Genomic DNA, 23,416 nt, shown 5'->3' on the forward strand with positions numbered 1-23,416 from the left:
TCCGCAGGAACACTAGCGGCTGGTGCGCCCAGTCGGCCCTGAGAAGCCATTGACATTAACTCGATAAGATGATCTAGTCCCGCGCGATGTTTGCCCGGGTGGCCGACGCTCTGAGGAACGTCGGCCGGTCTGCCGACCGAGGTGCTGATCGGGCCGGGTGGGGGTCACCGGGTCCTGGACGCGGGTGCGGTGTCTTGGCGGCCGTACGGTGAGCGCGTTGGCGCCTGCGGTGCTGTGCCTGCCGCTCGGCCTCGTCCCGGCCGCGCATTCCGCGTGGTCGCTGATGGGCGTGCTGCTGTTGCTCGGCGCCGCCGACGGGTGTACTTCCGTGGCGATGAACACCAAGGCGGTCTCCGTGCGGCGGCGGTACGGGCGCGCGTTGATCAACTCCATGCACGCCATTCGCGGCATCGGTGCCGTCGCCGGCGGGCCGGCCGGAGTGGCCACGGCGTCCCTCGGTATGGCGCTGACGGCGCAGTTGGTGTCCGTGGCCGTCCTGCTTGCCGTCGTGTCCGTGGTGGCGGCCCGCGGGTTGTTGCCGGACGGGGAACCGGCGCGGCAGGCCCGGCTGATCCGGATCGGCACCCTGTGCTGCGCGGCCGTGCTGACCGCGGCCCTGCTGCTGGGACGGCCCGGGGTGACGTTGGCGGCGCTCGTCGTCGCGGGTGCCGGGATCGGCGCGGTCTTCCCCGGCGCGTTCACCACCATGGGCGCGTTCACCACCGTGGGCGCGTTCACCGACTCGGCTCGGGTGATGGGCCATGTCGGTTTCGCCGGAAACCTCGGCTGGCTGCTGGTCTCTCCGGTCATCGGTGGTCTGTCGGCGGTCGTCGGGCTGCCGACCGCTCTCGGCCTGCTGGCGGTCGCGGCGGCGATCATCGCCGGCCTGGCCCCGGTCCTCGGTCGAGTCTCTGAATCTATAAATCAGATCGCCTACCACGGAAACATCTGTTGGACAGAACTACGGCCATGTCCAAGGATCCCTCGTGCGGTGGCCCGGTCCACGCGACACCGGGATGGACCACCGCCTGAGTGGAGGATGAACGTTGAGTGAAGAGACCGAAGTAGTCGTCGTCGGGGCGGGCCAGGCGGGCGTGGCGATGAGCGAGCACCTGGGGGCTCACGGTGTGCCGCACATCGTCCTGGAGCGGCACCGTATCGCCGAGCGGTGGCGGTCGGAGCGGTGGGATTCCCTGGTGGCGAACGGGCCCGCGTGGCACGACCGGTTCCCGGGGCTGGAGTTCTCCGACGTCGACCCCGGCGTCCACCCCGATGCCTTCGCCTCGAAGGACCAGATCGCGGACTACTTCGTCACGTACGCCGAGAAGATCGGTGCCCCGATCCGATGCGGTGTCGAGGTGACCTCGGTGCGCAAGCCCCCCGGTCGGCCCGGCTTCCGGGTCGAGACGTCGGAGGGCTCCATCGACGCGCGCTTCGTCGTGGCCGCGACCGGACCGTTCCAGCGGCCCGTGATCCCGCCCATCGTCCCGGACGGCGCCGTCCCCGTGCAGCTCCACTCCAGCGGGTACCGCAATCCGGGGCAGCTCCCCGAGGGCGCGGTCCTCGTGGTCGGGGCCGGGTCCTCGGGGGTGCAGATCGCCGATGAGCTGCGCCGGTCCGGCCGCCGGGTCTTCCTCTCCGTCGGTCCGCACGACCGCCCCGCCCGCGAGTACCGCGGACGTGACTTCTGCTGGTGGCTCGGTGTGCTCGGGCGCTGGGACGCGGAGACGCCTCCGCAGGGGGCCGAACACGTCACCATCGCGGTCAGTGGCGCGCGCGGCGGCCACACCGTGGACTTCCGTGCCCTGGCCGCCGACGGCATCGAGCTCGTCGGTCTGACCGCGTCCTACGACGGCGGCGTGCTGCGCTTCGCGCCGGATCTCGCCACGAACATCGCGCTCGGCGACGTCAAGTACCTCGAACTCCTCCGGGCGGCCGACGAGTACGTCGAGCGCAATGGGCTCGACCTCCCCGAGGAGCCGGAGGCCCACGTCCTCGGGCCGGACCCGGCAGGCGTGGCCGACCCCCGGCTGGAGCTCGACCTGGCCGGGGCCGGGGTCACCTCGATCGTCTGGGCGACGGGCTTCGCCACCGACTACAGCTGGCTCGAGGTCGACGCGTTCGACGAGCACGGCCGGCCGGACCAGCGGCGCGGCGTGTCGTCCGAGCCCGGCGTCTACTTCCTGGGCCTGCCCTGGCTGTCCCGCCGCGGATCGAGCTTCATCTGGGGCGTCTGGCACGACGCCCGATACGTCGCCGACCACATCGCGACCCAGCGGGGCTACCTCGCGTACGGCGCCGGCGACCGGCCCGGCGCCACGCCGGCCGCCTGGAAGAACTGAGCAGCAACGAGGAGCAGATGATGACCTCCACGAGCGAGGGCCGCCGGGCGAAGGCCGTCAGGGCCCCGATCGTCGCCGGCGGGCACACCCGGATCCGCCCGTTCAACACCCGCGACACCTATCCCGAGCAGAACCTCGACAACGACCTCTGCCAGGCCGTCGTCGCCGGTAACACCGTGTACGTCCGGGGCCAGATCGGCCAGAACCTCGACACCAGCGAGTCCGTGGGCATCGGCGACGCCGAGGCGCAGGCCGAACAGGCCATGGCGAACATCAAGACGCTGCTCGAAGAGGCGGGCAGCCGGATGGAACACCTGGTCAAGCTGACCATCTATCTGATCGACCCGCGCTACCGCGAGGCGGTGTACCGCACCGTGGGCCGCTGGACCAAGGGCGTCCACCCGATCTCAACCGGCCTGGTGGTGTCGGCCCTGGCCCGTCCGGAGTGGCTGTGCGAGATCGACGCCGTCGCCGTGATCCCCGAGGAGGAGCAGGCATGACGTTCTCCCTGGTGGTCCGCGACGGCGAGCGGTTCGGCATCGTGGCCAGCTCGTCCAGTCCGGCGGTCGCCGCCCGGGTCGCCCATCTGCGGCCCGGGGTCGGCGCGGCGGCTTCGCAGAACATCACCGACCCCACGCTCGGCACAAGCCTGCTGGAGGGGCTGGCGGACCACGGCGACGCGGAACGCGCCCTGGCCGGTGTCACCGGCGCGGCGCGGAACGCGGAGTCCATCGCCTACCGTCAGCTGACCGTGGTGGGCCGCTCGGGGCCCGGGTTCGCCTACAGCGGTTCGCACACCCTGGGCACGTACGCCTCGGCCACCGCCGAGGGCGCGGTGGCGGCCGGGAACATGCTGTGCGGCGAGCACATCCCCGGCGTCCTCCTCGACGCGTACTCCGCCGCCCCGGGGGAGCTGGAGGAGCGGCTGGTCATCGCCCTGAAGGCGGCCGTCGCGGCCGGTGGCGAGGAGGGGCCGGTGCACTCCGCGGGCCTCGCGGTCGTCGCGGACGTGGACTGGCGGGTGACCGATCTGCGCGTGGACTGGGCCGACGACCCCGTCGACCGGCTCGCCGAACTCCTCGCCGTCTGGCTGCCGCAACGGGACGACTACGTACGCCGTGGGCTCGATCCCGCCTCCGCCCCCTCGTACGGCGTCCCGGGCGATCGGTGATGGCGGCGATGGCGGCGATGGAGGCGATGGGGACGTTGGGGCCGCTGAAAGAGGCCTCCCGGCATGAGGTCGACCGGCACGCCGAGGAGCTGATCCGGCTCTCCGAGCGGCTGCACGCCGACCCGGAAACCGCCTGGGAGGAACACCGGGCGGCGGCCGCCGTACCCGAGCTGCTGGACCGCGCCGGATTCGAGGTCATCTCGTCCTACCTGGGTCTGGACACCGCCTTCCGCGCCCGGTTCGGCAGCGGGCCGGTCCGGATCGCATTGTGCGCCGAGTACGACGCGCTGCCCGGCCTCGGTCACGCGTGCGGGCACAATCTCATCGCGGCGAGCTCGGTCGGCGCCGCGCTGGGCCTGGCAGCCGTCGCCGACGACGCGGGCCTCACCGTCGAGGTCTACGGCACCCCGGCGGAGGAGGGCGGCGGCGGCAAGATCGAGATGCTCGACCGGGGCGCCTTCGCCGGGGTGGACCTCGCGATGATGGCGCACCCGGCGCCGGTGGACGTCGCCGAGGCCCGTCCGTTCGCGGTCAGCCACTCCAAGATCTCCTACACCGGCAGGTCCGCGCACGCCGCGGCCTACCCCGAGGCCGGGATCAACGCGGCCGACGCCTTCACCGTGGCCCAGGTCGCCATCGGGCTGCTCCGCCAGCAACTGCCGTCCTCCGCCCGGGTGCACGGCGTGGTGACCTACGCCGGGGACGCCCCGAACGCCATCCCGGAGCGGGCCACCGGCCGCTGGTACGTCAGGGCGGAAACCCTCGCCGAACTGGCCGAGCTGGAACCTCGGGTCATGCGGGCCTTCGAGGCGGGCGCCCTCGCCACCGGGTGCGAGCTGGAGACCGAGCCGGAGAGCAAGCCGTACGCGGAGTTCCGTAACGACGAGGCCGCCCTCGGGCACTACCGCGCGAACGCCCTCGCCCTGGGGCGGGAGTTCGCGCCGCCCGGGCAGGCCGCCCGGATGAACCGCGCCTCCACCGACATGGGCAACGTCTCGCAGGTGGTGCCCGCCATCCACCCCTACATCGGTATCGGCTCGCTGCCCGCCACCAACCACCAGCACGAGTTCGCCGCGTTCTGCGTGGGCGGGGCGGCCCAGCGGGCCCTGCTCGACGGGGCGACGGCGCTGGCCTGGACCGGTGTGGACCGGAGCCCGGCCCGATACGCGAGCCACTGACCGAGGCGGCTACCCGCACAGCTGAAGGCTTCTTCCACCCCATCCCCAAGGAGGCGCGCAATGCCCACCACTCACACCGACGTCACCACGACCGAGGTCGAGGTGGCCACCGACGCCGTCGCACTGCGCAGAAGCGTTGCCGCGGGAGCCGTCGGCGTGTTCGTGCACTGGTTCGACTGGGCCGCCTACGCCTATCTCGCCGGTACGGTCGCGACCGTGTTCTTCCCGGACGAGAACGGCACCACCGGACTGCTCGCCGTATTCGCCGTGTTCGCCGTGTCCTTCGGCATCCGGCCCATCGGTGCCATGGTGTTCGGGCCGCTCGGCGACCGGATCGGCCGCAAGCGCACACTGTCGCTGGTCATCTTCATGATGTCCGGCGCGACCCTGACCATCGGCCTGCTCCCCGGCTACGCCGCGATCGGGGTCGGCGCCCCGGTGCTCCTGGTGATCCTGCGCCTGGTCCAGGGATTCGCGGCGGGCGGCGAGTTCGGCAGCGCGGCGGGTTTCCTCGCCGAGAGCGCCCCCCGGCGCCGTCGCGGATTCGGGGTGAGCTGGCTGGAGGTCGGTTCCCTGCTGGGCTTCCTCGCCGGTTCGTGTCTCTACCTGCTGCTGTCGACCGGGCTCGACGAGGCCCAGCTGACCTCGTGGGGCTGGCGCGTCCCCTTCCTCGTCTCCGCGCCGCTCGGCGTCATCGGCTTCATCATCCGCAACAAGATCGAGGACACCCCCGAGTACCGGACGCTCGAGGCCAACGACGCCGTGCCGCGCACCCCCGTACGGGAGCTGCTCCGCCACAACAAGCGGCAGCTGCTCCAGGCGGCGGGCCTGATGGCGGCCATGCACGTGCCCTTCTACGCGGTGCTGACGTACCTGGTCACCTACGAGACCGACCACCTGGGGCACTCGGCCGGCAGCGCCGCCCTGCTGTCCACGGTGATCTCGCTGCTGGGGCTGGTGCTGGTCCCGGTGTTCGGGCTGCTGTCCGACCGGGTGGGACGCAAACCGGTCTTCGTCGGCGCCACCGCGGCCCTTCTGGTCGCCGCCACCCCCGCGTTCCTCCTCATGCGGACCGGGCTCGCCGGAACCTGGATCGCCGGTCTGCTGCTCGGCGTGATCCTCGCCGCGATCCTCGGCACCTACGCGGTGTGGTCGGCGGAGATCTTCCCCACCCGCACCCGCCAGAGCGGCCTGTCCATCGCCTACAACCTCACCGCCGCCCTGTTCGCCGGCACGGTGCCGTACCTGATGACCGTGCTCATCTCCGCGACCGGCAGCACCCTGCTGCCCGGCCCCTACCTGATGGTGTTCGCCGCCGGCGGCCTCATCGCCGCCCTGTCCCTGAAGGAGACCACCGGCTCCGCCCTGCTGCGCCCCGAGGACGTCGCCGACGCGCCCCCTGAGCACCCATAGGCGCCGCCGCATAGGGTCGGCACCGGCACGGGCACCGATCACCAGGCGCGGGGGTCACGTATGACGTCACCGGTGGGTTTCACCCTCCTGCAACTCCGCTACTTCCTCGTCGCCGCCGAGCGCGGTTCGATGACGGAGGCGTCGGGGGCGCTCCACATCGCGCAGTCCGCCGTGTCCGCGGCCATCCACAACCTGGAGCGCGACCTGCGGGTGCAGCTGTTCATCCGCCGCAGGGGCCGGGGACTGACCCTGACGCCCGCGGGGGAGAGGCTTCAGAGCCACGCGCGGGAGCTGCTGGCCCGCGCGCGTGAGGTCGAGCGGGAGGCCCGGGGAGACGGCGAGACGATCTCCGGGCCGGTGGCCGTCGGCTGCTTCGTGACGCTGGCCCCGTACTACCTGCCGCCCCTGTTCAGCGAATGCACCCGCCGCTACCCGGGCATCGAGATCGACGTGGTGGAGGCGGAGACGGATCAGCTCGTCCAGGCCCTGGGCGCGGGGCGCATCGACTTCGCCCTCACCTACGGCCTCGGTCTGTCGGCCGAGCCGGACCTGCGCGGCGAGACGATCGCGCGGGCCCCGGCCTACGTCATCGTCCCGGCCGATCATCCGCTGGCCCGGCAGGGCACCGTGGAGCTGGCCGAACTGTCCGCGGAACCCCTCGTCCTGCTCGACCTGCCGCACAGCCGCGACTACTTCCGCTCGCTGGTGGCCGCCACCGGCACCGCGCCCGATGTCCGCTACCGCACCCGGAGCTACGAAACGGTGCGTTCCCTGGTGGCCCGGGGGCTCGGATACTCCGTGCTGAACCAGCGGCCGGCGACCAGCCAGACCTACGGCGGCGGCGAGATCGCGGAACTGGAACTGCGGGACGGAAGCCCCCCGCTCGAAGTCAAGATCGCCTCGGTGAAGGGCATGACCCAGACCGCCCGCGCCCGGGCCGTGATGGGGCTGCTGCGGGAGATCGCCGCGCCCACGATCCCGTGACGGACGGTGTGCGTCAGGCGGCCGGCCCGCGGTGCTCCCCGTGGGTGGCCGCCCGGCCACCGTCGCCGGCGCGTGTCCGGGCCATGAGGAGAGCGATGTCGTCCTCCGGGGGAGCGTCCGTGGTCATCCTCGCGATGACGCGGGCGCACAGGTCCTCGAGGCTTGCCGAGGGGCGTTGCAGCGCGGCGAGCAGCCGGTCAAGACCGGCGTCGATGTCGCCGTGCCGGGTCTCCACCAGCCCGTCGGTGAAGAAGGCGAGCAGGCTCCCCCCGGGGAGTTCCAGGTCGACGGATTCGTAGCGTCCGGTGCCGATTCCGAGCGGCGGGCCCACCGGTGTGTCGGCGATCCTGGCGTGGCCGTCGGGGGCCACCAGCATCGGTGGCGGATGCCCGGCGCGTGCCAGGGTGCAGATGCGGGTGGCCGGGTCGTAGACGGCGTAGAGGCAGGTTCCGCCGGTGATCGACGAGTACCCCGGGGACCAGGTGCCCGTCTCGGCGAGCCGGGCGGTGACCTTGTCCAGATGGTCGAGCAGTTCCGCGGGGTGCTGGTCGAGGGCGGCGAGGGTGTGGACCGCGGTGCGCATCCTGCCCATGGCGGCGGCGGCGTTGACGCCATGGCCGATGACATCGCCGATGACCAGGGCGATCCGGTCGCCCGGCAGCTCGATGGCGTCCATCCAGTCCCCGCCCACCCCTTCGTGCCGGTCCGACGGCAGATAGCGGCAGGCCAGGTCCACCGCGGCGCCGCCCGACAGCTCCTGCGGCAGGAGACTGCGCTGCAGGGCGAGGGCGGCGGCCCGCTCCCGTGCGTAGCGGCGGGCGTTGTCCAGGCTCAGCGCCGCCTGGACGCAGAGTTCCTCCGCCAGCAGCAGATCGTCCTGGGAGAAGGACACGGCGTTGTCGGTCCGTGTGAACACGGCGATGCCGAGGATAGTGCCGCGGGCCCTGAGCGGGATCATCATCACCGAGTGCATGCCGGTGTCGTGGATGAGCTGTCTGCGCCGGGGGTCACGGTCGAGCCATGTCCCCGGGCCGGTCTTCATGGCCGGCTCGAAGTAGGACTCGTCCCCGTACAGCGCGGTGAGGAACGGCGATCCGGGCGGTACGTACACCACATCCCCCACCAGGAAGGCGGCCTCGGGCATACCGCCGTGGATGGAGGCCTGACCCGCGCGGCGGAAGACGGGGATGCCGGAGGGGGCCTCGGACATCCGCTTCAGTGGCTCCCCGCCCAGCGGGACGGCATCGGCCAGATCCACCGTGACGTAGTCGGCGAGGGCGGGGACGGCCATGTCCGCGAGTTCCTGCGCGGTCGTCATCACATCGAGCGTGGTGCCGATCTGGTTGGCCGCCCTGCCGAGCAGCGCCAGCCGCTCGCGCTCCCCGCTCTTGGTGACCAACGAGACGGTGCACACACCCAGTGGGCCACCGCCCTTGGGAGCGAGGGGAAAGACGGAGGACGAGAAGACGACCTCCCGGCCGTGCTCCGGCGACACCCACCGCAGCACATGGTCGCGGACCGGCTTCCGCGAGGTCAGCACCCGCCGTATCACCGGCTCGATGGTGGTCCGGAAACCGCGCACGGTGCGCCGCGTGGACCGGGTGGGCGGGTCCACCGCGGAGCGCCCCACGATCTCCCGGCAGGCCCGGTTCGACCACAGCAGCCGTGTGCGTGTGTCCCACACGGCCACGGCCAGCGGTGACCGGTCCAGAAGCGCCGCTTCGGCGTCGGCGGTCCGCACTCCGTCCGGTGCCTCCGTGATGGCGACGAACCAGCAGCTCTCACCGTCTCCGCCGGTCAGCGCGATGGTCTCCACCGTCAGACGGAAGCGCTCGCCGTCCCGGTGCCTGACCTTCACGACGGCGTTGGCGGCCCGCCGGCCGCCACGCTTGCCCATGTCTCCTGGAGCCGAGGACCACCGCACCGCTTCGACAGGGGTCTCCAGCAGCTCCCGCACCGGCAGCCCCACGATGTCCTCGGCGCGGTGCCCGAGCAGCCGCCGGCAGCCCTCTCCCCACGCCAGGATGGTGCCGTCGGAGCCCAGGAGAGCGAGGGCCGGAGCGGGTGCCTCGGGCACGCCCGCGAAGCCGGCCGGTATCCGCTTCGCCTCGGGATCGGCCCCGGCTCTACGCGCCATCCCGACACCCTCCGTAGCCACCGATATCGGTCGATACTCTGCCAAAAGGGTAACGCGCCTGGGCGGTGGCCGGGGCTTCGCCGATCGGAGTGGCCGACCACCGATGAGTTCGACGACCGAGCGGGGTCTACACCTACACATCGCACACCACACACCTGATCAGGAAGGGACCCTGGCATGACCACCAACGCACTGCCGTCCGTCGTGGACGCCGACACCTGGCAGCGTGAGCTGGAAGCGCTGCGTGTCCGGGAGAAGGCCGCGACCCGGGAACTCGACGCGATCGCCGCCCAGCGCCGCCGCCTGCCGATGGTCGAGATGCCCGGCTACACCCTCGAGGGCGAGGACGGACCGGTTCGGCTGGTGGACCTCTTCGACGGCAGGAAGCAGCTGATCGTCTACAACCACATGTGGTTCCCCGGCGAGCAGTGGCAGTGCCCTGGCTGTACGGGGTTCACCTCGCAGTTCACCAGGCTGGAGTTCCTGGGCGACTACGATGCCCGGTTCGTCATCGTCACCCAGGGCCCGATCGACGAGGCACTCGCCTACAAGCGGCGGGTCGGGAACGCGATGGCCTGGTACTCCACGGCGAACAGCCCGTTCGGTACCGACGTCGGCGCCCCGCCCGGCGGCGGATTCGCCGTCAATGTCTTCCTGCGCGACGGCGACACCGTCTACCGCACCTGGCACACCAACGGCCGTGGCACCGAGCAGCTCAGCCACTCCTTCGCGCTGATCGACCTGTTGCCGTACGGGCGGCAGGAGGAATGGCAGGACTCGCCCGACGGGTGGCCGCAGCAGCCCACTTACAGCCGGTGGGCCGGCGCCGAGGACATCGCCGCGCTCTACGGCCAGGGCACATGAGGGCGAGAACGGGACGCTCGACTACGCGTCCGGCAGTCAGGTTGATGAGGGCGGGGCCTCCTCGTTGAGCTGTCGCAGCAAGTCGAGCAGGGTGGCCCGGTCCGCGGACGGGAGAGGCGAGAAACACTCCTCGAGGACCTTTTCGCTGACCTGGTGGCCGGCGGCCAGAGTCTGTTCGCCGGCGGGTGTGAGGCGATGTTCGATGCGGCGTCCGTGGCCCGGCCTGCGCTCCACCAGTCCCTGGGCGGCCAGGCGGCCCACGAGCGCTCCGAACGCCTGCTCGCTCTGGAACGTCACCGCGGCCAGCTCGCGTGCCGACGCTCCGGGCCGGCCGCTGATGGCGCGCAGCGCGTCCCACTGCGCCAGTGTCGTACCGACCTCGCCCAGCGCACTGTCCAGCGCTCGGTGCTGTCGGTACTGCGCCTGCTTGACCGCGCGCCCCAAAACCTGCAGATCAGCATCCATGCCGTAAGTCTACCCGCAATGAAACTAGCTTAATTAAAGAAGCTTAGTTAGAGTCTGATCCATGACAACGGACATGAACTCCCTTGCCCATGCGGCCGCGTGCGACGACCTGGACCTCACCCTCTCCGAGTCGGGCACCGGCCGCCCGGTGCTCGTCCTGCACGGAGGCGGCGGGCCCGCGACGGTCGCCGGTATCGCCGCGCATCTCTCGCGCACCGCGCACACGCTCGCGCCCGTGCATCCCGGCTGGGAGGGGACGCCTCGCCCCGACTGGCTGACCGGCGTGGACGATCTGGCCCTGACCTACCTGCACCTCCTGCACGACCGCGGCCTGCGTGACGCCTTGGTCATCGGCTCCTCGCTCGGCGGCTGGATCGCGGCCGAGATGGCGGTACGCGACACCGCGGGTGTCATCAGCGGCCTCGTCCTGATCGATGCGGTCGGGGTGCGCATCCCCGGCGAGCCGATCACGGACTTCTTCGCCCTGGACGCCCGCGGTGTGGCGGAGCATTCCTGGCACGACCCGGACCGCTACTACGTGGACCCCGCCGACATACCGGCTGATCAAACTGCCATCCGGCAGGCCAACATGGCCATCATGCGCGTTCTCGCGGGCGAGCCGTACATGCATGACGCGAAACTGCTCCGCCGCCTGCGCCGTGTGGATACACCGGCACTCCTGCTGTGGGGGGAGAGCGACCGCGTGGTCACACCGGCCTACGGCGCCGCCTACGCCGCGGCCTTCGGCAACGCCCACTTCGAAGTCATCCCCGGAGCCGGCCACCTGCCCCAGATCGAACAGCCCGAAGCCACGCTCGCGCTGATCGACGCCCACGCCCACCGCACGGCCGACTCCAGCGCCACCTGAAGTCCGGGCGGACGAGCTCTGGTGGACGAGTTCCAGTGGACGAGCTCTAGCCGAGTGCGACCAGCGCGGCGCGGAGTTCGTCGAGGGTGTGACGGGTGAGTGCGGTGAGCGTCTGCTTGCTCGCCGGATCGGCCCACTGGTCGAAGGCGTCGTAGAAGGCGCGGATGCCGAGTTCGGCGGCGAGGCTCGCGGTCGGTTCCGATACGCCGCGCTTGTGGAGTGCGTCCGTCACGGCCTCGGCGAGTTTGGCGCGCTTCAGGGCGGAGCGCTCCTGCAGTTCGGTGTGACCGGCGATGACCGGGCGGAGCCTGGCGCCGACCTCGCGGCGGTCGTCGGTGAAAGTGGCCGTGAGGGCGTCGAGGGCCGCGCGGACCGCTTCGAGCGGTGTGGCCGGGCCGGGCGCCGCGTCGATCGCGTCGGCGAGGAGTCGAGTGTGCGTGTCCTGGCCGGCGAAGAGCACCTCCCGCTTGTCGCGGAAGTGCCGGAAGAAGGTGGTCTTGGTCAGACCGGCTCGATCGGCGATCTCGTTGACGGTGGTGGCGTCGTAGCCCTGCTCGGTGAACAGCTCCAGTGCGGCGCGCACCAGCCGTTCCTGCGCGTTCGGTTCCCATCGAGCCATGCGCACAGCATAAGTGATGTGACTTGGTACCGTCACTTCGGCTATGGTGACGGTACCAAGTCACATCACTTCGCTCCGCCCGGCGGAGCATCCCTCCAGGAGAGCTACGCATGCGTGTTTTCGTCACCGGTGCCAGCGGCCACATCGCATCGGCCGTGGTACCCGAACTGATCCGGGCCGGACACGAAGTCGTCGGCCTGGCCCGGTCCGACGCCTCGGCCGAGGCCGTCAAAGCCCTGGGCGCCGAGGTGCGCCGCGGCGACCTCGACGACCTGGACGGTCTGCGCGAGGCCGCGACCGACGCGGACGCGGTCGTCCACCTCGCGTTCAATCACGACGCCATCCCCGCCGGGAAGTTCGCGGACGCGGTGGCAGTCGACCTGGCCGTGGTGCGGACACTCGGCGACGCGCTGGCCGGCACGGGCAAGACCCTCATCGGCGTCGGCTTTACGCACACCGGCGACGCGCAGCGCGACGCGGTGATAGACGCCAACCCCCGCTCCGCCGTCGGGCGCGTGATCAAAGACCTCACCGAACGCGGTGTGCGGACCGTGCTCGTCGCGATCCCGCCGGTGACGCACAGCGCGCGGGACAGGGCCGGCTTCATTCCGATGCTGATCAAGATCGCCCGCGACACGGGCGTGTCCGGCTACGTCGGCGACGGCACCAACCGCTGGCCCGCCGGTCACACCCTGGACGTCGGCCGCCTCTACCGGCTGGCGCTGGAGAAGGCCCCGGCCGGCTCGCAGCTGTACGCCGCGGCCGAAGAAGGCATCACGGTGCGCGAGATCGCCGAGACCATCGGCCGCCACCTGAACGTCCCGGCCGTGAGCATCCCGGCCGAACGGGCCGCGGACCACTTCACGGGCTTCCCGTTCATCACGATGGACATCACCATGCCCAACGCGGACACCAGGCGGCTGCTGGACTGGGAGCCGGTCCACCCCGGCCTGATCGCCGACCTCGACGACGGCCATTACTTCACCACCGACTGACGCCGACGGGCGTGGCCGGGGCGGGGGCCGGGCGGCCGGGCGCGGCGCCGTGTGCCGGCCGCCCGCTCAGCGCCGGCCCGGGGCCACTCCCGCCCGGTAGGCGAGGACGACGGCCTGGACGCGGTCGCGCAGGTCCAGCTTGGTCAGGATGCGGGACACATACGTCTTGACGGTCTCCCCGCCGAGCACCAGCTCCGCCGCGATCTCCGCGTTCGCGAGGCCCGTGCTGATCAGCCTCAGCACCTCGTACTCGCGCGGGGTGAGGACCTTCGGCCGTTCCCGCTCGCGCGCCGCGTCCGGCCCGGGGCCCGGGGTGGGGGCCGGGTCGTCCGCCGCGCGCACCCGGCCCGCGAACTCGCCGATGAGCGCGCGCGTCACGGCGGGCGCGAGCGGTGATTCGCCGCGTGCGACGGTCCGTACGCCGTTGACCAGTTCCGCCGGCGGTGCGTCCTTCAGCGGGAAGCCGCTGGCACCGGCGCGCAGCGCCTCGTACACCAGCGCGTCCACGTTGAACGTGGTGACCACGAGTATCCGTGTGCTGGGCGTCGTGCCGGGGCCGGCCAGCTGCCGGGTGGCCTCGATCCCGTCGAGCAGCGGCATCCGGATGCCCATCACGGCGACATCGGGCCGCAGCGCCTTTGCCGCCTCGACCGCGGCCTGCCCGTTGCCCGCCTCGCCCACCACCTCGATGTCCGGCCGGGCCGAGAAGATCGTGGCGTAACCGGCCCGCTGGCCATCGCGGTCGAGGCGGGCCTGTTGTTCGGCTCGGTCTACGCGGCGCCCCGCTCCCCGTGGCTGCCGATCGGGCTGCACCTGGGGTGGAACATGGCAGAGGGCGGCGTCTTCGGCACCACCGTATCCGGCTCCGACGCGAGCCATGGCAGCCTGCTCACCGCCTCGGTGAGTGCTTCCACGCCCGGGCCGGCCGGTAGCCGGCACAGCCTGGGCGCGGTCGCGTCAGCTGAAGAGCACCATGTAGGACGAGGTGAGGCCCGAGACCAGCCAGAACGATCCGCCGGCGATACCGACGATGATCAGTACTGCCAGCGCGCTGTCTATCTTTTCCACCAGCGGGGACGGAGGCCGGGGCTCCAGGTCATGTGAACTCATCGGTCCAACATATGCCAAGAAGTAGGTGTGTGCGGCGGCCTGTTGAGGTTTCTGTGACCACCGGTCGTCCCGAGAGTCGCCCGCGCGCCTGTCGAACGGGATCATTGCGCTGGAAGCTCGTCGAAGACCATGCGGTGCCCGCGCGCCGTGTCCATGTACTCGCGGACCCGGTGGATCAGCCCGTCCCGGAGCTCGAAGACGAAGCAGTAGTCATTGGCGTAGTGGTCGCCGTTCGCGAGCGTCGCCGTCATGGTCTCCTCCACGATCGCCCGGTCACCATCGGCGTGGAAACCGTGGAAGGTGACGGCGACGTCGCGCACGAAGAAGCGGGGGCTGTTCACCGAGATCGAGCTCCCCGAACCCGTCGAGATGTGTGTCTCGGAGATCATCGGCACGCTCGGCGGCTCCGAGGGGGGCGGGCTCGGTGCTGCGGGACGCCCGGGAGCGGCTGGTGAAGCCCGGCGGGGTGTTCGTCCCGCACCGCAGCGCCACCACCGCCGTCGCATGTAGCGGAAGCCCGGTTCTGGAAGGGCTGCGGCCGGAGGGCGTGGACGCCACCGAGCTGGCGTTCACCCGGCCGGGAAGGCACGGGGACGGTTTCCGCGCGACGCCCTTCTACCGGTGGCTGTTCCCGCGGGGGAGTTTGAGCCACGTGCCCCGACCCTGAACTCGTGCATGCGGCGACGCGGCACGCATGGGTCCAGGATCCGCAGGGCACTCACGGGTGCGACGCGGTCAGGCGTCCGTCGACGTGGTGGTGGTCGTGCCGATGCGCGGCAGGACGACGAGGAGCACGGCTGCCGCCGCGAGCAGATGCAGCACTTCGAGAGCCACGACGGTCAGGGCCTGGTCGGCGCCCACCAGCGGCCCGACGAGTAACAGCACCACGGCGATGGTCACGATCGCGGCGAAGGTACGCGTCGGCTGGGCCGTGCGCCGCGCGATGAGCAGCGCGGCGGTGCCGCCGACCAGGCTCACCAGGAAGGCCGCGAGGCACGCCTGGACCGCGGTGACGGTGCTCTCGGTGCCGGACATGGTGACGTCGAAGTCGGCTCCGGCGGCGTCGAAGATCAGGTAGCCCACGAGGACGGCGACCGCCGCGGCCAGGGCCGCGGGTATGACGAGGCGGGCGATGGCGGCGGTGGGGCGGGTGGATGCGGTGTCGGTCATGGAACTTCTTCCGTCGATGGGGAAAGTGCGTGGTGAGCAGCCCCGCGGGCCGGGTGGGGCAGGAGTGCGGGGCCGTTTAGGGCCACGTCATTCTGCTCGTTGATCGTTTCGGAGGGCGCGCTTCCGGCCACGGGCCGGCCACCGGCAGACATGGCGAAGCCCCCGAGGTCTTGGGGAGTGTCCCGGGGGCTTCGAATGCGCCTACGACTCCGATCGCGGCAAGGACCCGTACAGCACCACCGCTGCTGCCGCCGTGTCGCCTACCGGACGAAGCGCACGTCGGGGTGGGACGGGGAAGGCCCGTCCAGCAGGTGTTGTGGTCGGCCGCGCAGGTGCTGGTGGAAGAACGCGGTGAGGTAGGCGCGCTGGGCGGCGGTGCTGCGGGTGGGGTCCACGGTTCCGATGTACTGCTCGCGCTTCTGGGCCGGGATGTCCAGGCGTCCGTCGAGTGCGGGCACGATCGTCTGGGCGTCGGTGTAGCTGAAATGGGCGCCCCGTTCGAGGCTCAGGTCGCGCTTCCAGCCGGTCGAGTGGTCCCAGAGCGACTGCCAGGACGGCTCGTTCAGGTGGGTCTGATTGGCCTTGCCCATGAGCATGAACGGACGGTCCAGCCCTTCCAGCGCGACCGGCAGGAATTCGGTGCTGTTGTACTTGAGCGTGCCGTCCATGTCGATGCCCGCGTCGATGCGGTCGTCCGTGCGCATGGCCTCGGCCGCGGTGATTCCGCCGGCCGAGTGGCCGTACATGCCGACCCGGGTCAGGTCGAGCGCCCTGCCCAGGCCGCGGGGCAGACGGCGCCCCTCGGCATCGGGATTTCCGCCGTCCCGCAGGACGGCCAACTGGTCGAGGACGAAGCGGGTGTCGCGGACACGGGTCTCGATGGCCTGCTTGCGTTTCGCGGGATCGGTCAAGGGGTCCTTTTGCAGCTCCACGCGGCCGCCGGGGAACTCGACCGGGGATGTCTCATGCGTGTGGTCCATGGTGACCACCACATAGCCACGGCTGGCGAGTTCCTCAGCGGTGGAGGTTCCCAGCGTGCGGGTGACCCCGAGGCCGGGCGAGTACAGCACGACCGGCCGAGGTGCGTGGCCGTCCGCCGGGGCGGCGGTGGCGGCGTCCGTGCGTGTGGCGGCCCAGTCCACCTCGCCGGGACGTGCCAGGCCGAACGAGCCCGACTCGTCCACGGCACGGGCGGTGCCGGGCGGCATGTGGGGCTGGCGGGGGGACCCGCTCGCCGAACGCGCCGGATACCAGACGCTGACCATCAATTCCCGGTGCGTGCCGGTGACCCAGGGGTCGGTTCTGGCGTGGTCGACGAGATGGAGTTCGGTCACTCCGACCGGCTGCCGTCCCGTCGGTGAGGGCAGTTCGAAGCGCACGGGCTCGCGTACACGATCGTGTACGGGCTCGGGTAAGGGATCAGATGGGCCGGTGGCGGGTGCGGCCGTACCCGCGCCGACGAGCAGCGAGAGGGCAAGGGCCGCCACTGCGGTGGTGATACCTGCGTGGATTCGCATGCGGCCAACTCTGTCCCGGCACCCGCGAGGACACCTCCGTCCGGAGGCGGAGGTGTCCCCTGGAATTCCACCGAGTGGTCACACCGGTGTCGCGGCACTAGCCGAGGTTCCACTTGCCCACGCGTTCCTCGTCGAGCCCGGTCGCGTCCATCTGGTACGTCACGGCCGTGATCTTCGCGTTCTCCGGCACTTCGAAGATCACCCAACCGCTGGCCCGCTCGCCCGGCTGGAGGATCAAGGAGAGGTCCAGGGACTCGCCGACGGTGGGGGACCCGGGCTTGCCGAAGTACCCCTGCCCGGTCGAGTCGATGACCTTGGCCCCGTTGTACCCGCTGTCGTGGTAGGTGCCCGTCCCGGTGCTGACGATCGTGAACTCCGTTGCGACCAGGCGCTTCCCGGCGGGAGCCTTGAAGTAGTCGACCGCCGCCCGCGCGTGGTCCATGTACTTCTTCAACGTGAAGTCGGCCCGGACCGTGCCCTTGGTGTCCAGGTTGCCGGCCAGTCCCTCCAGAGCGAGGGTGTCGCCCAGCTTGCCGACCGGCGGCCCCGCGCTGCTGGGCACGGCGTCGGGCGTCTGCTCACCGCCGGGTTCGGCGGCGCTGCTGGAGCCGGTGTTCTTCGTGGGCCCGGCCTTGTCGCTGTCCCCGTCCGAACCGCCGCATGCCACAAGGGTGGCGGTGAGTGTGACGACCGCCGCGGCGGTCGCGATGGCACGATGCATGGAATTCCCCCGTACCTTCCGTTGAGCCAGCTCAGCGTGGCGACGGCTGGAATCCTTGTATAGAACGGTGCGCATGGCATGCATGTTCTGTAACCGAACGGTTCCAAGGGAATGACGCCCCGCGTCGTTCATCGCTCCGTCGGCGCGGCCAGTGCCGGGTTCTGTCCGGACCGGCTGAGCGCCTCGGCGACGAACCCGGAGGCCGTCAGGTGGGCCACGGTCTCGCTCAGGAAGCGCACGGTCTCCGGACGGCGTGTTCTCGTTGTCCCGACGGCCTGCCCGATGGTCATGAACGCGGGCTCGATCAGGCGCATTTCGGGTCGTTCGGCGAGGTGTGCGGTCAGCGGCTGCCGGATTCCCGCCGCGGCCTCCAGCTTCTCGGCGTGGAAGACGTCCACGCCCTCCGGGCCCCGGACCACGGTGGCGTGGCGCAGGGTGCGGGTGAGGTACAGGTCGTAGGCGGAGCCTTGCTTCACCCCGATACGGATGCCCGGACGGTCCACGTCTTCCGGTGTGCGCGGTGCGGACTCGGCCGGGACGGCGTACACCCCCTCGATATGCACATACGGAGGGGTGAACGCGATCTCCGCCTCGCGGGCCGGTTCGATGGCGAGGAAGCACAGATCGGCGTGGCCGGTGGCCATGGCCTCGTAGGACTTGCGCGCCGCGTCGAAGCAGACGAACTCCACGGGCAGGTCGAGGCGCCGGGCCAGCTCATGGGCGAGATCGACGGTGACACCGCCGGGCGCCTCCGGGGTGCCCTGGGCGAGGACGGGGTTGCCGAGGTTGATGGAGGCGCGGAGCACTCCGGTGGGGGCGAGGTCGCGGGCGAGGGCGGTGCTGTCGGTGATCTCCATGGGCCGAGTCTAGGAACGGTCGGCGCTCCTCGGCCTCGCCGAGAGGGGGCCAGGAGCGTCAGCGGATTCCGGGCGACCAAGAGGCCCAGAGGATTCTGGGGACCCGTATCGGCCCGATCCGTCGCGTGGTGGAGGCCCGGCCGCAACCCCGGCCCTCCGCGCCCCGCAACGCCCGGCGGCAGAGCAGTTCGCCGGGGATGTGCGCCGCGCGACCGGCCAGGACGACGGGGGAGGCGAGCGGCGCGTGTGCGGGCCAGGCCGCGGCGGCGAACAGCATGCAGCAGACCCCCAGGGCGGCCGCGGCCTTCCGGGTCGAGCGGACGGCGCCGCGCAGACTCTCCCCCTGCCGGGTGACGCGTACCTGGTACAGGGCGATGAACCGGGAGCTGACGACCACGGTCACCGGCGCCAGCCACACCGGGGCGGCGGTCCGGTACTGCAGCCACAGGGGCAGTCCGCTGGACAGGAGTGGCCGGCACAGGGAGAGCAGCGCCGTGGTGCTCATCAGGGCCAGGAAGGGGACATCGCGTACGGCGCGGGTCCCGGGGCCGCGCCGGGCCACGGGCACGGGCCGACGCATGACCAGGCTGGATCTCACAGACGGACGACGATCAGGGCGATGTCGTCGCGTCCGCCGTCGGCCACGCCGAGGCGGGTGAGCAGGGTGTCGGCCAGCTGGTCGGGGCCGAGAGAGGTGTGGCGGGCGAGGGTGTCGGTGAGGCGGCGCAGCCCGACGTCGATGTCCTCGTCACGGCGTTCGATGAGTCCGTCGGTGTAGAGCACGAGGGTGTCGCCCGGGGCGTAGGACACCGTGGCCTGCGGGCGGGGGAGGTGGTCGGTGACAAGGCCCAGCGGGGGGTTGGTGGCCTGGTCGAGCAGGTCGACGGTGCCGTCCGGGCGGGCCAGGACGGGTGGCGGGTGGCCGGCGCTGGTGTAGGTGATGCGCTGGTGGCGGGTGTCGACGACGGCCTTGGCCGCGGTCGTGGCCAGCGCGCCCTCGAAGGTGCGGGCGTAGAGGCTCAGGACGTCCATCGCTCTGCCGGGCTCGCTGATGGCACGGACGGCGGCGGACAGGGCGCTGCGGAGCATGCCCATGACGGCGGCGGCCTCCAGGCCGTGGCCGACCACATCGCCGACCGCGACGGTGAAGGTGTCCGCGGACAGGTCCACCACGTCGTACCAGTCTCCGCACACGTTGAGCGACCGGGCGGCGGGCATGTAGCGCACGGCGATTTCGCGGTGTCCAGCCAGGTCCGGGGAGTGCAGCATGGCCTCCTGGAGGGTGAGGGCGGTCCGGCGCTCCCGGTCGTGGGCCTCGCGGAGTTCCTCGTTGAGGCGCTGGAGTTCCCGCGCCCGCGTGTACAGCTCGGCCTCCATCGCCTCGCGCTCCCCGCCCGTCTCCTCGGGCCTCGGGCGCAGCGAGCGGGTCAGCACGAACTCCGTCATGTCCTCCACCCGGTGGATGATCCACCGCACCTCTCCTTCGGGCCCGAGGACGGGTGTGTTGATGGGCGACCACCACTTGGCCCGGAACACTCCCGGACGCCCGGAGACGGGGATGTCGTACTTCTGCACCGCCATCGTGTCGGTCCTCTTCAAGCGCAGGACCCGCTGGAGAGAGGCGTCCAGATTGCGCACCCCGTCGGCGTCCGGGTCCGCCGGATTGTCGGGGTGGACCTCGAAGAGGTAGTGGCCGATCAGCTCCTCCCTGGTCCGGCCCGTGGCCCGCAGATAGGCCTCGTTGACCTCGACGATCACCAGGTCCGGGGCCAGCACCAGGTATGGGCTCGGCGTGACGGCGAACACCGCCCGGTAGTCGATCCGCGGTGTGCTCACAACCTTCTCCTGTCCGGCCCGGCCCCTGCCTCATCTCCGATTCTCGACTATGCGGCCCGCCCTGAGCGACGGACTGTCGGCTCGCCGATCACCGAGGGCGCCAACCGGGCGGCTCGCGGGCCGGTCCGGCATGGCGTCGGGCGCAAGGGTGCGTTCCGCGCGAACACTGGTGGCCTCGGACGAGGAGGAGAGGCCGTGGACGACCTCCACGCTCAAGGGGCCCGGAGGACCACATCGATCGCGCCGCGATCGCCCTGGCCCCGGTGCTGCAGCGCTCGGCGTGGCTCTTTCCGATGCCGGGCACCCGCGGCCACTGCCGGGCGCTGGGCACGTACGAGAGTCTCCGCACGGAGGCGTCGCTGGCGAACCTCGCCGGTCGGGACAGCGCCGCCCTGGCGTACGCGCGGGCCGGCCACCGTCATGAGCCCGTCGCCCACTGCCTGGCGTCCACCACGACCCGGTGGCTGCCGCTGTACGGACTCGGAGCGGCCGTGCTGGCGGGCCTGGGCGCGTGGTCCTTCGACCGCGTCCGGGCGCGGAGGCGAGCGGACGCCTAGCGCCGGGCGGGGGCGGATTGTCTGGTGTGCCGACCGCTCCCGCCGCACCGTGTCGGCAGCCGGGGTGCTGTGCCGGTTGTGGAGCGATCTTGTGAGATTCGGACACGTTTTTGAACCTCACCCCTTGCTTGTTCGTCCTCCAGTGCTGGAGCACCGGGATGCCTCGCGACGGAGCGGAGGCCCCGCGTGATGAACCGGCCCACGAGCGAAAGGACAAGCACACATGGGGCGACACCGACGAATATCCCGGCTTCCCCGGACCACGCTGGCGTCACGAGCGGCGCTGGCAGCCGGGGCACTCGTGCCGACGATCGCCTCGGTGGGATCAGCTCACGCTGCCACCCCGCAGGCGGCGATCTGCACCTCGGACCAGCCGGGGCTGGCCGACAAGCTCTCCGAGGACATCAACGCGGCACTGGACGGCTCCACCGCCACGACGGCTATCAGCCTCCACGACCGCACCACGAACACCACCTGCACTCTCGATGCGGACCGGACGTTCGACTCCGCGAGCACGGTCAAGGTGACCGTGCTCGCCACGCTGCTGTGGGACGCGCAGAAGGACGATCGCGCCCTGACGCAGGAGGAGAAGGACCGTGCCACCGCCATGATCACGAAGTCCGACAACGATGCCACTACCGCGCTGTGGAAGCAGCTCGGGGCGGCCAAGATCAACGGATTTCTGCAGGCCGCGGGGATGACCAACACCGTCCTCGACAGCGAGGGGCACTGGGGGCTCACCCAGATCACCGCCAACGACGAGGAAAAGCTCCTCAACCTGGTGACCCACGCGAACCCGGTGCTCGACGAGGACTCCCGCGGCTACATCCTGAAGCTGATGAGCGAGGTCATCCCCTCGCAGCGCTGGGGGACCCCGGCCGGCGCGCCGGGGGACGCACAGGTGCATGTGAAGAACGGCTGGCTGGAGCGGGCCACGAACGGCTGGCGGGTGCACAGCCTCGGCGCCTTCACCGGCGGCGACCACGACTACACGATCACGGTGCTCTCGCAGGACAACGCCACGATGGACGATGGCGTCGCCAACATCGAGGGCATCGCCCGCGCGGTACACCAGGACCTCAACGCGCCCGCGTCCAGCACTCGGCCCTAGCCTGGTCAGTCCGGGGAGCTCCTCCCACGCCGTGCCGGAAGAGGCAGGCCGCACCGGGCCGAGCCCATCGGGGTCAGGAGGTCCGGGTGTGGTGGTCGAGCAAGCGGGTGAGCAGCCCCACGAATTGGTCGCGCTCGACAGGGCTCAGCGGCGCGAGCAATTCGTCGTGGAGTTCGTCCAGGACCTTGTCGAGGCGGCGTAGTCGGCGGCGGCCTCGGGGGGAGATCGTGATGGTGTTGCGGCGCCGGTCGTCCGGGTCCGGCGCCCGCTCGACGAGGCCACGCTCGGTCAGTTCGTTGAGCACGCCGACCATGTCGCTGCGGTAGATACCGGTGCGCCTGCTCAGCGTCGCCTGGCTGCCCGGGCCGTATTCCTGCAGCGAGGCGAGCACGGCGTAGTGCCACTTGCGGGCGTCGGCCTGGGCCAGGCCCTCGTTGATCAGCCGGTCCGACCGCGTGGTCAGCTGCGACAGCAGTCGGCTCGCCAGTCGACGCAGCCGGTCCGGCGTCTGGGGCCCGCCGTCGTCGGGGACGTCCGCGGCTTCGGCTCTGGTCATGGCGCTCATCTTAGCGATTGCGTTAGTCCGACTAACGATATACGTTCATTCGCGCCGGCAACGTTAGTGCGACAAACGTTTGTTGAGCGAACTCCACGGAAGGAACACCTTGCCCACCACAACACTGCGGATTCCCACCCCGGACGGTCAGGCCGACGCTTTCGCCGCCTTCCCCGACGGTGGCGAGCGGCACCCGGGGGTGCTGCTGTACCCGGACGCCTTCGGCATCCGGCCCGTGCTGCGGGAGATGGCCCGCGAACTGGCCGGGCACGGGTACTACGTGCTCGTCCCCAACTTCGTCTACCGGCACGGCCCGGCACCGGTGATCGAACTTCCCGAGCACATCGGGGAGGAGATCCGGCCCGCGATCATCGGCCGGCTGATGCCCCTGATCGAGGCGCACACCACCGAACGGATCCTGCGCGACGCCGATGCCTACCTGAGGTTCCTCACCGCCCGGCCAGAGGTCGGCGCCGGACCGGTCGGTGTGATCGGCTACTGCATAGGCGCCGCCCTGGCGATGCGCACCGCGACGGCCCACCCCGACCAGGTGGCCGCCGTCGCCGGATTCCACCCGGGCTTCCTGGTGACCGACGCGCCCGACAGCCCGCACCGCCTCGTCCCCAACCTCACCGCACACGTCCACATCGGCCTCGCCGAAGGCGACATGTCGCCCGACGCCATCGGCGAACTCAACCAGGCACTGGACGCCGCGGGTGTCACCTACACCACCGAGATCTACCCCGGCGCCGTCCACGGCTTCACCATGTCCGACACCGACGCCTTCAACTCCTCGGCACTGCAACGCCACTGGGACCGGCTGCTCCCGCTCCTGGGCCGCGCCCTGGCCGACGGCTGAGGGGGCTCCGGCCCGGAGAGCGGACCTGACGGACGGATTTCCTGCGGTCCGACCCCTTCACACACCCGGTGCATCCACTGTATACA

27 protein-coding genes are annotated in these 23,416 nt (G+C 71.1%); 14 read left to right on the plus strand and 13 right to left on the minus strand.

The genetic code is table 11. The features are described from left to right. Nucleotides 1–217 precede the first annotated feature (217 nt). The 7 genes from GWI24_RS04770 (at nucleotide 218) to GWI24_RS04800 (ending at nucleotide 7,088) form a co-directional block, all read left to right on the plus strand. Nucleotides 218–1,054, plus strand: coding sequence for a hypothetical protein (locus tag GWI24_RS04770; protein ID WP_210944633.1), 837 nt, complete (start codon nucleotides 218–220; stop codon nucleotides 1,052–1,054). Continuing rightward, nucleotides 1,047–2,342: an NAD(P)/FAD-dependent oxidoreductase gene (locus GWI24_RS04775; RefSeq protein WP_210944634.1), complete on the plus strand. Its 1,296-nt coding sequence runs from the start codon at nucleotides 1,047–1,049 to the stop codon at nucleotides 2,340–2,342. The genes GWI24_RS04770 and GWI24_RS04775 overlap by 8 nt, the downstream gene beginning before the upstream one ends. Before the next feature lie 17 nt (nucleotides 2,343–2,359). Further along, nucleotides 2,360–2,842, plus strand: a complete 483-nt coding sequence (locus GWI24_RS04780) for a RidA family protein (RefSeq protein ID WP_247615892.1) — start codon at nucleotides 2,360–2,362, stop codon at nucleotides 2,840–2,842. Beyond that, nucleotides 2,839–3,513, plus strand: a complete 675-nt coding sequence (locus GWI24_RS04785) for a DUF1028 domain-containing protein (RefSeq protein WP_210944635.1) — start codon at nucleotides 2,839–2,841, stop codon at nucleotides 3,511–3,513. The genes GWI24_RS04780 and GWI24_RS04785 overlap by 4 nt, the downstream gene beginning before the upstream one ends. A gap of 8 nt (nucleotides 3,514–3,521) precedes the next feature. Beyond that, nucleotides 3,522–4,691 carry a M20 family metallopeptidase gene (locus GWI24_RS04790; RefSeq protein WP_247615893.1) on the plus strand — a complete coding sequence of 390 codons (1,170 nt, stop codon included), beginning with the start codon at nucleotides 3,522–3,524 and terminating at the stop codon, nucleotides 4,689–4,691. Between the two features lie 60 nt (nucleotides 4,692–4,751). Further along, nucleotides 4,752–6,104: an MFS transporter gene (locus GWI24_RS04795; protein WP_210944636.1), complete on the plus strand. Its 1,353-nt coding sequence runs from the start codon at nucleotides 4,752–4,754 to the stop codon at nucleotides 6,102–6,104. A 72-nt stretch (nucleotides 6,105–6,176) separates the two neighbouring features. After that, a complete protein-coding gene (locus GWI24_RS04800; RefSeq protein ID WP_210944637.1) occupies nucleotides 6,177–7,088 on the plus strand; it encodes a LysR family transcriptional regulator in 912 nt (303 codons plus the stop codon). A gap of 13 nt (nucleotides 7,089–7,101) precedes the next feature. On the opposite strand, the gene GWI24_RS04805 is transcribed toward GWI24_RS04800, so the two are convergent. Next, a complete protein-coding gene (locus GWI24_RS04805; protein ID WP_247615894.1) occupies nucleotides 7,102–9,225 on the minus strand; it encodes a SpoIIE family protein phosphatase in 2,124 nt (707 codons plus the stop codon). A gap of 177 nt (nucleotides 9,226–9,402) precedes the next feature. Between GWI24_RS04805 and GWI24_RS04810 the strand changes: the two genes are divergently transcribed. Continuing rightward, entirely contained in the window at nucleotides 9,403–10,089 is a 687-nt protein-coding gene (locus tag GWI24_RS04810) for a DUF899 family protein (protein ID WP_210944638.1), read from the plus strand. 36 nt (nucleotides 10,090–10,125) lie between these two features. On the opposite strand, the gene GWI24_RS04815 is transcribed toward GWI24_RS04810, so the two are convergent. Then, on the minus strand, nucleotides 10,126–10,554 hold the full coding sequence (locus GWI24_RS04815; RefSeq protein ID WP_210944639.1) for a MarR family winged helix-turn-helix transcriptional regulator: 429 nt from the start codon (nucleotides 10,552–10,554) through the stop codon (nucleotides 10,126–10,128). 61 nt (nucleotides 10,555–10,615) lie between these two features. Here GWI24_RS04815 and GWI24_RS04820 point away from each other — a divergent pair, with 61 nt between their 5' ends. Continuing rightward, nucleotides 10,616–11,422, plus strand: a complete 807-nt coding sequence (locus GWI24_RS04820; RefSeq protein WP_210944640.1) for an alpha/beta fold hydrolase — start codon at nucleotides 10,616–10,618, stop codon at nucleotides 11,420–11,422. Nucleotides 11,423–11,468: 46 nt separating this feature from the next. Here the strand turns inward: GWI24_RS04820 and GWI24_RS04825 are convergent, their stop codons facing one another. Next, entirely contained in the window at nucleotides 11,469–12,041 is a 573-nt protein-coding gene (locus GWI24_RS04825) for a TetR/AcrR family transcriptional regulator (RefSeq protein WP_210944641.1), read from the minus strand. A 110-nt stretch (nucleotides 12,042–12,151) separates the two neighbouring features. Here GWI24_RS04825 and GWI24_RS04830 point away from each other — a divergent pair, with 110 nt between their 5' ends. Then, on the plus strand, nucleotides 12,152–13,036 hold the full coding sequence (locus GWI24_RS04830) for an SDR family oxidoreductase (protein WP_210944642.1): 885 nt from the start codon (nucleotides 12,152–12,154) through the stop codon (nucleotides 13,034–13,036). A gap of 66 nt (nucleotides 13,037–13,102) precedes the next feature. Here the strand turns inward: GWI24_RS04830 and GWI24_RS04835 are convergent, their stop codons facing one another. The 3 genes from GWI24_RS04835 to GWI24_RS04845 form a co-directional block, all read right to left on the minus strand. Next, nucleotides 13,103–13,915, minus strand: coding sequence for a response regulator transcription factor (locus tag GWI24_RS04835; RefSeq protein ID WP_210944643.1), 813 nt, complete (start codon nucleotides 13,913–13,915; stop codon nucleotides 13,103–13,105). A 78-nt stretch (nucleotides 13,916–13,993) separates the two neighbouring features. Continuing rightward, nucleotides 13,994–14,146, minus strand: a complete 153-nt coding sequence (locus GWI24_RS04840; protein ID WP_210944644.1) for a hypothetical protein — start codon at nucleotides 14,144–14,146, stop codon at nucleotides 13,994–13,996. Between the two features lie 101 nt (nucleotides 14,147–14,247). Beyond that, entirely contained in the window at nucleotides 14,248–14,487 is a 240-nt protein-coding gene (locus tag GWI24_RS04845) for a nuclear transport factor 2 family protein (RefSeq protein ID WP_308343469.1), read from the minus strand. A gap of 83 nt (nucleotides 14,488–14,570) precedes the next feature. Here GWI24_RS04845 and GWI24_RS04850 point away from each other — a divergent pair, with 83 nt between their 5' ends. Beyond that, on the plus strand, nucleotides 14,571–14,813 hold the full coding sequence (locus tag GWI24_RS04850) for a hypothetical protein (RefSeq protein WP_210944681.1): 243 nt from the start codon (nucleotides 14,571–14,573) through the stop codon (nucleotides 14,811–14,813). Between the two features lie 68 nt (nucleotides 14,814–14,881). On the opposite strand, the gene GWI24_RS04855 is transcribed toward GWI24_RS04850, so the two are convergent. The 6 genes from GWI24_RS04855 to GWI24_RS04880 form a co-directional block, all read right to left on the minus strand. Further along, nucleotides 14,882–15,316, minus strand: a complete 435-nt coding sequence (locus GWI24_RS04855; protein WP_210944646.1) for a DUF6069 family protein — start codon at nucleotides 15,314–15,316, stop codon at nucleotides 14,882–14,884. A 260-nt stretch (nucleotides 15,317–15,576) separates the two neighbouring features. Then, on the minus strand, nucleotides 15,577–16,833 hold the full coding sequence (locus GWI24_RS04860; protein WP_247615896.1) for a lipase: 1,257 nt from the start codon (nucleotides 16,831–16,833) through the stop codon (nucleotides 15,577–15,579). Between the two features lie 97 nt (nucleotides 16,834–16,930). Next, the gene (locus GWI24_RS04865) at nucleotides 16,931–17,554 is read right to left on the minus strand and encodes a hypothetical protein (protein WP_210944647.1); all 624 of its coding nucleotides are present in this window, start codon (nucleotides 17,552–17,554) and stop codon (nucleotides 16,931–16,933) included. Between the two features lie 128 nt (nucleotides 17,555–17,682). After that, nucleotides 17,683–18,411, minus strand: coding sequence for a transporter substrate-binding domain-containing protein (locus GWI24_RS04870; protein ID WP_210944648.1), 729 nt, complete (start codon nucleotides 18,409–18,411; stop codon nucleotides 17,683–17,685). 58 nt (nucleotides 18,412–18,469) lie between these two features. Next, nucleotides 18,470–18,991, minus strand: coding sequence for a hypothetical protein (locus GWI24_RS04875; RefSeq protein WP_210944649.1), 522 nt, complete (start codon nucleotides 18,989–18,991; stop codon nucleotides 18,470–18,472). 14 nt (nucleotides 18,992–19,005) lie between these two features. Then, nucleotides 19,006–20,247 (minus strand): PP2C family protein-serine/threonine phosphatase, encoded by a 1,242-nt coding sequence (locus tag GWI24_RS04880; RefSeq protein WP_210944650.1) that lies wholly within the window; start codon nucleotides 20,245–20,247, stop codon nucleotides 19,006–19,008. Between the two features lie 293 nt (nucleotides 20,248–20,540). Here GWI24_RS04880 and GWI24_RS04885 point away from each other — a divergent pair, with 293 nt between their 5' ends. Both GWI24_RS04885 and GWI24_RS04890 read left to right on the plus strand, forming a co-directional pair. After that, nucleotides 20,541–20,804, plus strand: coding sequence for a hypothetical protein (locus tag GWI24_RS04885; RefSeq protein ID WP_210944651.1), 264 nt, complete (start codon nucleotides 20,541–20,543; stop codon nucleotides 20,802–20,804). 223 nt (nucleotides 20,805–21,027) lie between these two features. Next, complete coding sequence (locus GWI24_RS04890; RefSeq protein WP_210944652.1) at nucleotides 21,028–21,915, plus strand: serine hydrolase; 888 nt, start codon at nucleotides 21,028–21,030, stop codon at nucleotides 21,913–21,915. A 73-nt stretch (nucleotides 21,916–21,988) separates the two neighbouring features. Here the strand turns inward: GWI24_RS04890 and GWI24_RS04895 are convergent, their stop codons facing one another. Further along, nucleotides 21,989–22,471, minus strand: a complete 483-nt coding sequence (locus tag GWI24_RS04895) for a MarR family winged helix-turn-helix transcriptional regulator (RefSeq protein WP_210944653.1) — start codon at nucleotides 22,469–22,471, stop codon at nucleotides 21,989–21,991. A gap of 109 nt (nucleotides 22,472–22,580) precedes the next feature. Here GWI24_RS04895 and GWI24_RS04900 point away from each other — a divergent pair, with 109 nt between their 5' ends. Then, the gene (locus GWI24_RS04900; protein WP_210944654.1) at nucleotides 22,581–23,330 is read left to right on the plus strand and encodes a dienelactone hydrolase family protein; all 750 of its coding nucleotides are present in this window, start codon (nucleotides 22,581–22,583) and stop codon (nucleotides 23,328–23,330) included. The last annotated feature ends 86 nt before the right edge of the window (nucleotides 23,331–23,416 follow it).

Origin of the sequence: Streptomyces sp. MK37H, assembly GCF_018035285.1 — a bacterium.
Classification (GTDB): domain Bacteria; phylum Actinomycetota; class Actinomycetes; order Streptomycetales; family Streptomycetaceae; genus Streptomyces; species Streptomyces endocoffeicus.